Source organism: Sphingomonas sp. BL-S-05 (assembly GCF_055521695.1).
The window spans coordinates 2463440-2475663 of the sequence record NZ_CM145499.1 but is presented as its reverse complement, the minus strand read 5'-3'; the positions used below and the strand labels follow the sequence as shown (position 1 = coordinate 2475663).

The window sequence follows — 12224 nt, the reverse complement described above, 5'->3', positions numbered from 1 at the left end:
TGGGGAATAGCATGCCCGACTATCAAACCATCCTGGTCGAGAAGCGCGACGCGGTGACGCTGGTGACGCTCAACCGGCCGCAGGCGCTGAACGCGCTGAATGCGCAGATTCTGTCCGAACTGCTCGATGCGATGCGCGCGTTCGATGCCGATCCGACGCAGGGCTGCGCGGTCATCACCGGATCGGCCAAGGCGTTCGCCGCCGGGGCGGATATCAAGGAGATGCAGGAGATGGACTTCGCCGCCATGTATGGCGGCGACCATTTCAGCGGCTGGGACGCCTTCACCCGCACTCGCAAGCCGATCATTGCGGCGGTCGCCGGCTTCGCGCTGGGCGGCGGATGCGAACTGGCGATGATGTGCGACTTCATCCTCGCCGCCAATACCGCGAAGTTCGGCCAGCCCGAGATCAAGCTGGGCGTAACCCCCGGCATGGGCGGGTCGCAACGGCTCGCGCGCGCGGTGGGCAAGGCCAAGGCGATGGAGATGTGCCTGACCGGCCGAATGATCGGCGCCGAGGAAGCGGAACGCTGCGGCCTCGTCGCGCGCATCGTGCCCGCCGACGATCTGGTCGAGGATGCGGTGAAGACCGCCGCGACGATCGCCGCCATGGCCCCGCTGGCGGTCAAGGCGAACAAGGAAATGGTCAACGCCGCCTTCGACACGACCTTGGCGCAAGGGGTCCAGTTCGAAAGGCGCCTATTCCACGGTTTGTTCGGCACGGCGGACCAGAAGGAAGGCATGACCGCCTTCGTCGAAAAGCGGCCCGGCAACTGGACGGGGCGGTAGGAGAGACCAGCATGGCACGGATCGGGTTCATTGGCCTCGGCAATATGGGCGGCGGCATGGCCGCCAATCTGGCGAAGGCCGGGCACGACGTCCGCGCTTTCGACCTGTCGGCCGATGCGCTGGCACGGGCAAAGGCGACAGGGTGCCTGCCGGTCGCCGACGCGGTCGAGGCGGCGACTGGTGCGCAGGCGGTGGTGACGATGCTGCCCGCCGGTGCCCATGTCGCACAGATCTATAACGACGCCCTGTTCGATGCGGTCGATACCGGCGCGGTGCTGATCGATTGTTCGACGATCGACGTCGATACTGCAAGACAGGTGGCCGAAGCCGCCCGTGCGAAAGGATTGCAGGCGGTCGACGCGCCGGTGTCGGGCGGGATCGCCGCCGCGAATGCCGGCGCGCTGACCTTCATGGTCGGCGGCAGCGCGGCCGCGTTCGCCAAGGCCGCGCCGTTCCTCGAGGATATGGGCAAGGCGGTGATCCATGCCGGTGCGAACGGTGCGGGGCAGGCGGCGAAGATGTGCAACAACATGCTGCTCGGCGCATCGATGATCGCGACCTGCGAAGCCTTCGCCCTTGCCGAAAAGCTGGGGCTCGACGCACAGACCTTCTACGACATTTCGTCGGTCAGTTCGGGGCAGTGCTGGTCGATGACGAGCTATTGTCCGGTCGCGGGTGTCGGCCCCGAAACCCCCGCCGATCGCGGGTTCCAGGGCGGGTTCGCCGCCGCGTTGATGCTCAAGGACTTGCGCCTTGCCATGCAGGCGGCGGCCGGGGCGGGAGCCGATACGCCGATGGGCGCACGGGCGGCGGAACTCTATGCCCGCTTCGTCGAGGACGGCCATGCCGCCACCGATTTCTCCGGCATCATCCAGACGTTGCGATAGCGGCGGCTTGACGGGGCAGCGCCGATCCGCTTGGAACGCGGCTCCCCACGCGGACGTGGCGAAATCGGTAGACGCAGCGGACTTAAAATCCGCTTCCCTTTGGGAGTACGAGTTCAAGTCTCGTCGTCCGTACCGGCGGTTTTCCGCCGTTTTTGAGACTAAGCAGCTTCACTAAATGCATCGGTTTCAGGAACTGGTGGTAGTTTTGGTGTAATTGCGATGGGTGCCGAATCGAGCGCACTGATCGCATTGTCGATATGCGTGCCGTAGATGTGAACGTAGCGCATCACCATGAGTAGCGTTTTGTGTCCGCTGATTTTCTGGATTGTCGGTAGGTCAACGCCTGCCTGTACCAGCCGGGTGATAGCCGTATGTCGCATGACGTGCGGTGTGACCCGTCGCGGGGATAGGCCCGCGCGCTCCACGGCCCGTTTGAACTGCTTTGCCATACTAAGGCGATGCGTTGCGTCTTCGCCTTTGCGTTGTGACGGGAAGACCCATCCTGCCTTGTCCGTCGCTCGCTCGCGTGCAGCGGCAATATGGGCGGCGAGGTTTGGCGTAATGGGCTGTTCGCGCGCTCCTGCTTTTGCCCTTGCAAGGTAAATCCGCCGAGCATCAAAATCGATCTGATCGTACCGGACGCGTAGGATTTCGCCGTGCCGCATTGCTGCGCCCAAGCCAAATTCAACAAACAGGTGTAACAGCCCGTCTTGATCCCCGATCGCGGCATTCCGTAGGGACGTTGCATCCCCGTCGCTTAGAGGCTGACCGGGAAAAGGTTGGATGACCTCGCCATGTATGATTCGATCGTGGTTGCGAAGCTACGAAAGGATCGACGATGGTTTGGAATGAGGCCACCCGGGAGCGGTATCGCCGGGCCGAGGGTCGGTATGCAAGCGACTTGAGTGCGGCGGAGTGGCGGGTATTGGGTCCGCTTCTGCCGCCGCCGTCGGTTCGTGGCCGACGGCGGCGGACGCCGCTGCGGCGGATCGTGAACGCGTTGCTGTATCTGCTATGGTCGGGATGTCCGTGGCGTGGTCTGCCGCGTGATTTTCCGCCGTTCACGACCGTACAGTATCATTTCTACCGCTGGCGCGATCAGGGCTGGTGGCCCCGGATCAATGCGTTGCTGGTGGCACGTTCGCGGATGCTCGAGGGGCGCGATCCCGAACCATCGGCCGTGGTGATCGACAGCCAGAGCGCGCGTACCACCGAGAGCGGCGGTCCGCGCGGGTTCGATGCTGCCAAGAAGGTCAAGGGTCGCAAGCGCCACATCGCGACCGATACGTCAGGCCGATTGATCGAGGCGCGGATCACTCCGGCAAACGTGCAGGACAGCCATGGCGCCGTGCCGTTGCTCAAGGCGCTGGCCGCCCGGTTTCCCGGCCTGCGCCATGCCTATGCCGACCGCGCCTATCGCGGCAACAAGCTGCTCGACGCGGTCGCCGATCCGCGGCCATGGACCATCGAGATCATCACCCGCTCGCAACGCGTCGGACACTTCGTCCAGGAACCGCGACGATGGGTCGTCGAGAGGACGTTCGCATGGCTCGGTCGAAACCGGCGTCTCGCCAGGGACTATGAAGCCTCCGAACAGTCGCAGGAAGCCTGGTGCAACCTCGCTTCCGTCAAAACCCTCACCAGACAAATCGCCAGATCTCAATAACGAGTCAGACTCTTAGGACCGTAATCGCCTTGGGCGGTTCTGCACCCTTAGACACTACCGGCGCATCCTCCGCCTTGATCCACTTCCATTCAACCATGCGTTTGAAGAGGTGGGAGAGGGTGGCAAGTTCGCGGTTCACCGTCGCCTGTGCAGCGCCCGTGGACAGGCGATCCCGCACATAGCTTTGCACCATCTGCGTCGTGATTTTGTCCGCCCGGTGTTTGCGGAATGCCGGGATCAAATGCGTTACTAGTTGTCGGCGCTTCGCAGTCAGGTTCTTCCCTGTGCCCTGTTCCAACCGTTCAAGGTAGCCGGTGGCGGCTTCCTCGAACATGCGATGCGTCTTTCGACCTGTCGGCAAGCTAAGGCGATCTTCGCGAGCGTGGGTGCGAAGCAGTTCGATAGCGTCCTCCGCCTGCTGACGGGTGACGCCCTCGCTTGCCTTCCCAATGGCGCGGTGAATCCGACGCCCGTCCACCATGATGTTCACCGCGTATCGGACATCGCCGCCCCTCAACCCGGTCGCAGTTATCCCGTGTTCGGTGAGCGATGCACCTGCCGCCAGCCGTTTGATTTCCGGTCGCGTGAGACGAGTAAATTTGAGTGACACAACATGTTCCTTTCTTGGAACATGATGTCGATCATTCTTGGGGAGTCAATGATTCAATTAATTTAAGCGTAGCCTATATAGTTTCACGTAGTCTAAAAATAATAAGTGCTATTAAAAATTCTAAAATAGGAAGTTGTACGAAAGAAGTACTGATGAGGTAGGAAATTAGACCTGCGGTGACGGGTTTTGCACTTAAAAATCTGGTTGACCTGCGCGAATTGAGCGCTATCTGGACCTCATCGACGGACTAGGAGCGATGACGTGCCCAAAATTGGTCTCATGGATGCTGTGCGCGGTGCCGAAGGTCGCTTAACCCGGGCCGAGGCTGCCCAATATCTGGGTATGGCTCAATCAACGCTGGCTGACTGGCATCGGCGGGGTATCGGACCGGCGAGCGTCAAAATCGGTGGAAGACGTTTTTATCGACTGTCAGCGCTTCAAGCGTTCATCGGACAGCAGGAATGAACTTCCTTTTCCAGATTAAGATATGTTGAATGGGAAAAAGTATCGTTCAAAGTGATAGAAAAATTCACACCGTGAGTCTACGTGCTTACTTAATGAAAAGTGCGCACGGTATCTTTCTGACACCATATGCCATTTAAGAAATAACGATAGGGTGCCATACCCGGATCGATATTTAGATTTTTCTGATCAAAACTGTCAGATGAGCATATGATGACAGATTGTTACCTTCAATAGGTGCTACTAATATGTCTAGTATGTTAACTAATCCGCAACAACAAGTTAACAATATTTAATATAGTTAAACACGCAGGTTGTTTGTCTGTATCTGATTGGATTTCAATGTATTAAAATAGACTGAAATCTATTTTCTATATTAAAAAAATACAACACCATTCAACCCCACTCACAACCAACCCCCTACCCTTTTCCCTTATAGTGTCGATTTGAGACCGGTTCATTCATGCCGACCTCGAAGCGATGCTGCTCGCCTTGGATCGAAGAATGAAAAAGAAGGAAAGAGACAAGCGGTGGTCGCGCGTGCTTTCGAAGATGCATAGCCTTGGGGCAAACGCGTCTCACGTTCGTCCTAGCGCTGAGCGCACGACCGATGACGACGCTTTCTTCTTCAAAAGCGGGAACGATGACGATGGCCTGTTCATGATGCTATCGCATGAACCTTACTCGGACGAGGCTAAAGCGCTTGCCGCAAAGCTAGTCGCAGGCTTTCAGCAGTCGAACCGTGGGGCAAAAGTACCGGCGCAAAGCGCAATCGGCATCATCGTTGCCGACTTGATGCGTGCGGCGAATGAAGGTCCCTATGCATACCTTTACCGGCCTATTGGGTCTCGGACGTTTGACGACAGCGTCGTAGGATACGGACCTTTCACGAAGGCCTATAAGGCCGTAGCCGAGCAGGGGATGTTGATTGTAGAGCCGGGGCGGATGGATTTCGCTCCCGGCTTCAAGGGCACGGCAACCCGCTTCCACCCGACGAAAGCCCTACTTGATCTGGCAAAGACTTTCGGGATTGATGCTGCCGATTTCGAGGCGCATTTCCGGCCCGTTCCGCCCCGTGCCGAAATCCGTCATCCCATCCAGCTGCGCGCATCGACAAAGCGGCAGTACGAAGCATTCGGGAACAAGATCGTCGGCAAAAGGATGATTGTCGATTACGATAATCCCACTGTCATCGCGTTTGCGCGACAGGTGGGCGAAATCAACGGGGTGATCGGCAGTGCTACCATCAGTGCTGCCCACATCGGCTTTCAGCGTATCTTCAACCAAGGCGACGTGGCTGGTGTAAATTACGACAGGGGCGGACGGCTTTATTCGATCGGCGGCGGCTACCAGCAGTTGAGTGGTGGCAAGCGTTCGCGGATGACGATTGATGGGGAACCCGTCGTTGAATTGGATATTTCGTCTGACGTGACCCCGGTCTTTCATCCAGCTGCAACCAGAGACCGACCGGTGTTGTCGCGCACGAGCGCAGGTGAAGCAACGAGCGGGGTTAAGCCCGCCCGTTGCTGTTCGAGCCCGGCAGCGAAGGCTACCGGAGTGGCGTAGCCGAGCGACGAGTGCGGCCGCTCGGTATTGTAGTCGTCGACCCAGCGCGCCAGGATCGAGCGGGCCTGGCCGATGGTGAAGAACAGCGTCTCGTTGAGCAGTTCGTCGCGCATGCGACCGTTGAAGCTCTCGACAAACCCGTTCTGCGTCGGCTTGCCCGGCGCGATGTAATGCCACTCGATGCCCACGTCGCCGGACCAGGCGAGCACCGCGTTCGACGTCAGCTCGGTCCCATTGTCGCTGACGATCATCTTCGGCCTGCCACGTTCGGCGATCAGATCGGCCAGCTCGCGCACGACGCGCCGGCCCGAGATCGACGTGTCCACCACCGCCCGGAGGCATTCGCGCGTCACGTCGTCGACGATGTTGAGCACACGGAACCGCCGGCCGGTGACGAGCTGGTCGTGCACGAAGTCCAGGCTCCAGCGCTGGTTCGGCAGCGCCAGCACCGGCGCGGGTGCCCGGCTGCCTGTAGCACGCCTTCGTCCTTTACGACGACGCACCGTCAGGCCCTCCTCGCGGTAGAGCCGCTGGGTCTTCTTGCGGTTGATCGTGATACCGTCCCGGCACAGCAGGATGTGCAGCCGTCGATAGCCGAACCGCCGACGCTGCTGCGCCAGCTCACGCAGCCTTGACCGCAGATCGCCATCATCTGCCCGGCACGAGCGATACCGCATGCTCGTGCGATCCGCTCCGACAACCGCGCATGCCCGCCGCTCGCTCATCCCCAACGTCGCCTGGAGATGCGCGACCGCTTGTCGCTTCGCGGCGGGCATCACCACTTTTTTGACAGCAGGTCTTTCAACCCCGCGTTGTCGAGCATCGTGTCCGCCAGTAGCCGTTTGAGCCGGGCGTTCTCCTCTTCGAGCGACCGCAGGCGCTTTGCATCGGACACCTCCAGGCCGCCGAACTTCGCCTTCCACGCATAGTAGGTCGCGCTCGACATGCCGTGCTTGCGGCACAGCTCCGTCACCACCGCACCCGCCTCGGCCTCCTTCAGAATGCCGATGATCTGCTCTTCAGAAAACTGCTTCCGCTTCATTCCGTCCGTCCCTTCGAAGGGCCGGTCTCTAGTTCCATCTGGATGAAGAAACGGGGGTCACGTCACGTCAAGTCATCTGACCATCGCCATGGCGAGGCTGGGGTTGCCCATTCCTGCCGCCGGGGACCTGTACGTGGTTCCCGGTGTTCCACGCGCGATAGTAAAGCTTTACGTTAATTCCTCCCTAGGAAACGGCAATCCGTTGGGTAAGTGGCCTAGCGACGCTATCAAGGAATATGCTCGCGACGGAACGAAGGCAAAGCCTAACAGGCTGAAAGATGGCGTTCTTGCCGAGAAAGGTGCGTATACCGGAAAACTCGGTAGCGACTGGCCCATCAAGCTGATGAAGAAGTCAGTGCTTCCGTATTTTCCGGCACTCGATAAAATCGGCAGCGAAGGCATTAATTGGGGTGTTTTGCAGTTTGAGGAAAGCCAAGCTGTTGTAGATGCTGTCCACGAACTATGCACTGTTCACGGTGTAGTCGCTTTACCGGTGCATGATTCGATTATTTGTAAGCAATCCGATGCTGCGATCGTTAATGATGTCCTGTCCCGCTGTTTTGAACGTCGGATCGGCGTAAAGCCGAAGCTTAAGTCGAAGTAAGGTTGGGGGCCATGGTTATATGCCCGCTATGCCCCGTAAATGGCACCTACAGCGCCAAGTTGCAATTTTGGCTACCCCAAGTAGCCAATGACTCCGGCGTGTGCTGTACGGGCTTCTACGGGGCTTCTAGCGGTATTCAATCCCATAGTATCTATAGTAAGGGTGATGCACTTGATCCGTAGTCCATGGAACATCCGGCCCGGTGAGAGGATCGCATCAATGTGCCGTCGTCAGGTCGGACTACAATGACTGAAAAGACGTTTTTTTCTAAGGGTTCGTCATTTCTATAAGGTCACGTTCGACTATTGATTAGCGCGATATCGGTACTTCCGATAATAGCGTTCCGGCATCGAGGTCTAACGCTCGGGCGATGTCAATGAATTCGACCGCATCCAGCCGCCTCTCCCCGATTTCGTACCGGCTGACGAACTGCTGATGCCTGCCAAGAAGCTTGGCAAGCGCAGTCTGACTAAACCCGGCTGCCTTCCGGGCGTCGACCAGCCGCGCGACCAGCGCCCGATAGCGGGTATCAGCAAAGCCTTTGTTCCGGGATGATGGTTTCGCTGCCATTCGGCGGCAGTCGCAGCTATTGACCGCTACACAGAAACCGTGTGGAAAGCGCCAAAGCAGGGGGCGTACACATGGTAGATGAAATTGCTTGTCCAGATTGTGCGGAAAAGATCAAAGCAGAAGCAAAGGTATGCCGGTTCTGCGGATTACGTTTGCAGCCTGTAGAAACGCCTGACAGTCAAATTTCGGCAGATACAACGCCTAACCGAGTTGCAAATCCACGTTGGATGAATATCACAATATTTGTTGTGATAGGTATCATGTTCTTTGGATTGATGTTCGAGTTATCCGGTATCAATGATGTATCCTTTAAAGGACCGGATAAAGAGCTTGTAAGTGCTGCGAAATCCGTGATTGCCCAACAGCTTTCTGATCCGGCATCAGCGCAGTACGAGAACATAACTACGCTTGGTGACTGCCTGATCGGAAAGGTGAATGCAAAAAATAGGATGGGTGGTTATGTCGGATTTCAGGAATTCATTTATTATCCGTCATCAAAATCAGTCGTTCTCGATGTCGGGCTACCGGAAGAAGATTTGCCACTTGGTTTGGGGACGGAGCAGTTGGCGAGGCATTCGGAATTTCTGGAAAAGCGAATGGATTGTTCTGGCAGCAGGCAATCCGCAGAGACGAAATAACCTCTCCGGGGTCAGGCGGCGGACCTCGATAACCTTTTCATCAGTAGTAGGTAGCGCTGCAATTAGCCACGGGCACGCCTAATTAGCCGCCGTCGTTCGCGGTCATCCTTCGCCCGCTCCCACTCGTTATGATCGATCCCCGGTGGCTTCCAATGCTGTGAAGCCTTCGGGCGTGCAAACCGTGGTCGCGGTGGGGGCGGGTTGTCATCCGGTGGTGGCGCGCTTGGCGACCAAGTAACCTTTGGTCCGCGCGCACCACACCGACAGCGGAGCCGTAGCGCGAAGTCGGGCCAGTCCGTTGGCCAACCCTTTCGCCGCCAATGGGTTTGCAACTCGAAGGGGGAGAATAGCGCAATTCTACCGCAAGTACGGCACTCTGCTTGAACGGAACCGTCCTTTAGGTCCGTGAGATACCGGATAGGCTGAACCATCGATCACAGCGGCAAGGGAAGTTGGTTTCGATCCTGCTTGGGGAGCGGTTCGCCTGCATAGTCGCAAAGGTGTGCAGCCAACGTCGTTGCCGCCTCTACACGAAGGCGAGAGTCAGGGGCAGTAAGGCCGACTCGCGCCCAACCCGGTGCCGACAGTAGGGCAGCGGCAATCATTTCCTGCGAATTCAACATGGCGTTTTCTCCTACCGCAAAATAGAACAGAAAGAGAACGATTCGCAAGCTGGTTTGGGTTCATGTCGTGACCCGCATAAGCTGCGTAGGGAATGGTGCTGCCAGTTCCAATGCCTCTTCCATGGGCGCGGTAAGCCAACGCTCTTCGTCTTCGGGGTGCAGCAACACCGGCATTGCCTTTGGATGGATCGGGGCCACGATCGCATTCGGTTCGGTTGTTAGGAAAGCAAACACCGCGCCTTCGTCGGTCGGACGCCATATCCCTGCAAAACTGGTTATTGGCTGCGATGGTACGTCAAACCAATGCAAGGGTAGCTTGCCGTCGTCGCCACGAATCTGACCGTACTCGGAGAAGGCAGAAAAGGGCACAAGGCAACGCCGTAATGGGTTTGCCAACGTCGATCGCCACATCGGCGACGTGTAGTTGCGGACGTTTGTCACGTCCTTGCGAACGTCCTTACCGCTCTTACCCTTCGTCATCATTGGGAAGCCCCAAGCCATAACGTCGAGGGTGCGAACGCCATTGGTATCATGGACAATGTAGGCGGGTTTGCGGGGGAATAGTTCGGGGGCTGGCAACGCTACTAGGTTAGCGGGATGAGTGGCGTTGTATCGGGGGAAGAGGGAAGCCGCAGGAACCGATAGGGCATAGCGGTTACACATCAGTCGCCTCCTGTGCTCGTCCCGATCCCGCCCTACGCCGCCAAGGCCCGGTAAACACTTGCGCGGCCGACACCTAGCCGTTTGGCGATCTCGGTTGGCCCTACGCCTTCTGCATGAAGCGCGTGGATGCCAACCGGGTCACTGACCGCGAATTTACAACGGGACGATGATAAGGCAATATATGGCGCTGCATTAACGCAGTATAGTCAGGGGGCTATATGAGGTTTTTTGCAATCAGCGTCACTCTTGCATGCCTGTATGCTGCGACTGCGAAAGCAGAACCAGACCAATGCAAGGACGTACTACGAAACGGAACTTTTCGTTATGAGGAATATAAGAGTAACTCTTATTTCCAGCAAATATTGTATTCAAGATTTCTAGAGAGCACATTCGAAAATTCCAAAACAGATACCAGTCTAGGCATTGGAGTTCCCATTGGAAAGGCCGTAATGGGATCACTAAATTATGGTAAAGACGAATACGAGGCTATGCGTCGAAGCGTTGAACGTACCAACTTTCAGAAGATAGAACGTATCAATGAACTGTCGACGATGCTTTATTCAGGAGACCAGGGAATCTTAGATGCTTGGTCCGAATGCATTAAAAAGTTCGGTGGCGGCGTGAGTGTAAGATTTGATCCGCTTACGTACAACACAGTTCGTCTCGTTGTCGAATATCTATCGCAAGGGGTGCAGCATAAAGCAAAATTGTCTGCGCCAATAATAATAGGTAATATTGATCCCAAACGGACTACGAATCCCTACTGTTTGAAGAAGGGTGCAATTATAACAGCAGGAAGCCCTTGCAGGACGACCATTACTTTACCCGATGCGTGGACCACGCTCTCGGTGGACGTTAACGCGATCCAAGGTTCCGCCAGCGCGTTTCTCCCATCGCGAATTAGGTTGGTCGAACACAGGCAACGAGTCCCGGTTGAGTCGCTAAGCGGCGAATACTTCCGACGCGGGAATGTACGAGAAGCTTCGGTTTTCAACCTAACTAGCGAACAGGCTAAAGAGGGTTGGATGCTTGATGCAAGTACTGCAACCCACGCTGTCGGTAAGGTTTTTGATAACGGGCGCAACAACAACTCATGCTATGAATCCTTCATTTCAGTAAGGCCATATTCGGCAGAATACGGTTACAACGTTATTTCCCATACACGGGGCCATGGTGGCTGGACCGTCGGGTGTCGCGGTACGTACTACTTAGAAATGTTCAGAAGAGTTTGGGAGCCGGACAAGACGCTTAGGCCGCCAGCCCTTCCAAGTGTCTGATAAGTAGCCAAGGCTTCGTTCATACAGAGCCTTGGCGTTCTTCTCATTTTACAAAATTTCAGTCGATTTGCGACGTAATTACCTGTGCCGGAGGTACGGCAATCATCCATGCTTGCGCTTTTCCACCCTTTGTATCGCCGCGCGTGTGACACCATACCGGGCCGCTAGGACGCCCAAGGATACGCCTTCGGCACGTTGCACTAGGATTTCCTTGTGCTGGGCGTCGGTAAGGCTCCTAGGCCGTCCTAGGGCTTTTCCTTCGGCCTTCGCGCGCTGCAAGCCCGCTTGGGTGCGCTCAATAAGAAGGTCGCGTTCGAACTCTGCGACGGCGGCAATAACTTGCATGGTCATGCGACCAGCCGCGCTGCATAGATCGACACCCCCAAGGGCGAGGCAATGAACCCGAACGCCGATGGCGCAGAGGCTATCGACTGTTTGGCGAACGTCAGTTGCGTTTCTGCCTAAGCGATCCAGCTTAGTGACGACCAGCACGTCCCCCGCTTCCAGCCGATCGACCAGCTTCGCAAAGCCTTTGCGTTCCATGGTGGCGACAGAACCAGACACCGTTTCGGTGATGATGCGGCGGGAATCGATACTGAACCCCGCCGCTTCGATCTCGCGAACCTGATTGTCCGTCGTCTGATCGAGCGTGCTGACCCTGCTGTAAGCGAATACCCGTGCCATCACCCACTCCGTATCGATTTCCTGTATCGATACTGTCAGCGTATCAAAACGCTGTCGAGTCTATTTTACGATACAGGGCTAGCGAGTGTATCGGAATCGACCGAATTCGTTCGTTCGGTACACCAGCTATCCTATGGCACTATT

15 protein-coding genes and 1 tRNA gene are annotated in these 12224 nt (G+C 57.0%); 8 read left to right on the top strand and 8 right to left on the bottom strand.

All coding sequences use genetic code 11. From position 1 onward, the window contains the following. The first annotated feature begins 11 nt into the window (after positions 1-11). The 3 genes from ACZ1JS_RS11615 to ACZ1JS_RS11605 all read left to right on the top strand — a co-directional run bounded on the left by ACZ1JS_RS11615 (position 12) and on the right by ACZ1JS_RS11605 (position 1807). Positions 12-788: an enoyl-CoA hydratase gene (locus ACZ1JS_RS11615; RefSeq protein ID WP_465166191.1), complete on the top strand. Its 777-nt coding sequence runs from the start codon at positions 12-14 to the stop codon at positions 786-788. A gap of 11 nt (positions 789-799) precedes the next feature. Beyond that, on the top strand, positions 800-1675 hold the full coding sequence (mmsB, locus tag ACZ1JS_RS11610; protein WP_465166190.1) for a 3-hydroxyisobutyrate dehydrogenase: 876 nt from the start codon (positions 800-802) through the stop codon (positions 1673-1675). A 49-nt stretch (positions 1676-1724) separates the two neighbouring features. Next, positions 1725-1807, top strand: a tRNA-Leu gene (locus ACZ1JS_RS11605). A gap of 26 nt (positions 1808-1833) precedes the next feature. Here ACZ1JS_RS11605 and ACZ1JS_RS11600 read toward each other — a convergent pair. Beyond that, a complete protein-coding gene (locus ACZ1JS_RS11600; protein ID WP_465168683.1) occupies positions 1834-2370 on the bottom strand; it encodes a tyrosine-type recombinase/integrase in 537 nt (178 codons plus the stop codon). A 143-nt stretch (positions 2371-2513) separates the two neighbouring features. Here ACZ1JS_RS11600 and ACZ1JS_RS11595 point away from each other — a divergent pair, with 143 nt between their 5' ends. Continuing rightward, positions 2514-3341: an IS5 family transposase gene (locus ACZ1JS_RS11595; protein ID WP_465165962.1), complete on the top strand. Its 828-nt coding sequence runs from the start codon at positions 2514-2516 to the stop codon at positions 3339-3341. A 4-nt stretch (positions 3342-3345) separates the two neighbouring features. Here ACZ1JS_RS11595 and ACZ1JS_RS11590 read toward each other — a convergent pair whose 3' ends face one another. Continuing rightward, a complete protein-coding gene (locus tag ACZ1JS_RS11590) occupies positions 3346-3951 on the bottom strand; it encodes a phage integrase (protein ID WP_465166189.1) in 606 nt (201 codons plus the stop codon). 261 nt (positions 3952-4212) lie between these two features. Between ACZ1JS_RS11590 and ACZ1JS_RS11585 the strand changes: the two genes are divergently transcribed. After that, positions 4213-4416, top strand: coding sequence for a helix-turn-helix transcriptional regulator (locus tag ACZ1JS_RS11585; RefSeq protein ID WP_465166188.1), 204 nt, complete (start codon positions 4213-4215; stop codon positions 4414-4416). A gap of 1439 nt (positions 4417-5855) precedes the next feature. Here the strand turns inward: ACZ1JS_RS11585 and ACZ1JS_RS11580 are convergent. Continuing rightward, positions 5856-7021 (bottom strand): IS3 family transposase gene (locus ACZ1JS_RS11580; protein ID WP_465166187.1). Its coding sequence is split into 2 segments (ribosomal slippage): positions 5856-6769 and positions 6769-7021, totalling 1167 coding nucleotides; the frame shifts between segments, so codons are not numbered across the junction. A gap of 88 nt (positions 7022-7109) precedes the next feature. On the opposite strand from ACZ1JS_RS11580, the gene ACZ1JS_RS11575 reads away from it, so the two are divergent. Next, positions 7110-7625: a hypothetical protein gene (locus tag ACZ1JS_RS11575; protein ID WP_465166186.1), complete on the top strand. Its 516-nt coding sequence runs from the start codon at positions 7110-7112 to the stop codon at positions 7623-7625. Positions 7626-7934: 309 nt separating this feature from the next. On the opposite strand, the gene ACZ1JS_RS11570 is transcribed toward ACZ1JS_RS11575, so the two are convergent. Next, positions 7935-8195 carry a helix-turn-helix domain-containing protein gene (locus tag ACZ1JS_RS11570; protein WP_440492061.1) on the bottom strand — a complete coding sequence of 87 codons (261 nt, stop codon included), beginning with the start codon at positions 8193-8195 and terminating at the stop codon, positions 7935-7937. Positions 8196-8266: 71 nt separating this feature from the next. On the opposite strand from ACZ1JS_RS11570, the gene ACZ1JS_RS11565 reads away from it, so the two are divergent. Beyond that, positions 8267-8833 carry a hypothetical protein gene (locus tag ACZ1JS_RS11565; protein ID WP_465166185.1) on the top strand — a complete coding sequence of 189 codons (567 nt, stop codon included), beginning with the start codon at positions 8267-8269 and terminating at the stop codon, positions 8831-8833. A 434-nt stretch (positions 8834-9267) separates the two neighbouring features. Here ACZ1JS_RS11565 and ACZ1JS_RS11560 read toward each other — a convergent pair whose 3' ends face one another. The 3 genes from ACZ1JS_RS11560 to ACZ1JS_RS11550 all read right to left on the bottom strand — a co-directional run bounded on the left by ACZ1JS_RS11560 (position 9268) and on the right by ACZ1JS_RS11550 (position 10247). Beyond that, a complete protein-coding gene (locus ACZ1JS_RS11560) occupies positions 9268-9438 on the bottom strand; it encodes a DUF6771 family protein (protein ID WP_465168682.1) in 171 nt (56 codons plus the stop codon). A 78-nt stretch (positions 9439-9516) separates the two neighbouring features. Further along, entirely contained in the window at positions 9517-10119 is a 603-nt protein-coding gene (locus ACZ1JS_RS11555) for an SOS response-associated peptidase (protein ID WP_465166184.1), read from the bottom strand. Between the two features lie 32 nt (positions 10120-10151). Continuing rightward, a complete protein-coding gene (locus tag ACZ1JS_RS11550) occupies positions 10152-10247 on the bottom strand; it encodes a helix-turn-helix domain-containing protein (RefSeq protein ID WP_465168681.1) in 96 nt (31 codons plus the stop codon). A 90-nt stretch (positions 10248-10337) separates the two neighbouring features. On the opposite strand from ACZ1JS_RS11550, the gene ACZ1JS_RS11545 reads away from it, so the two are divergent. Next, complete coding sequence (locus ACZ1JS_RS11545; RefSeq protein ID WP_465166183.1) at positions 10338-11396, top strand: hypothetical protein; 1059 nt, start codon at positions 10338-10340, stop codon at positions 11394-11396. Between the two features lie 102 nt (positions 11397-11498). Here the strand turns inward: ACZ1JS_RS11545 and ACZ1JS_RS11540 are convergent, their stop codons facing one another. Then, positions 11499-12080, bottom strand: a complete 582-nt coding sequence (locus ACZ1JS_RS11540) for a recombinase family protein (RefSeq protein WP_465166182.1) — start codon at positions 12078-12080, stop codon at positions 11499-11501. Positions 12081-12224 lie beyond the last annotated feature (144 nt).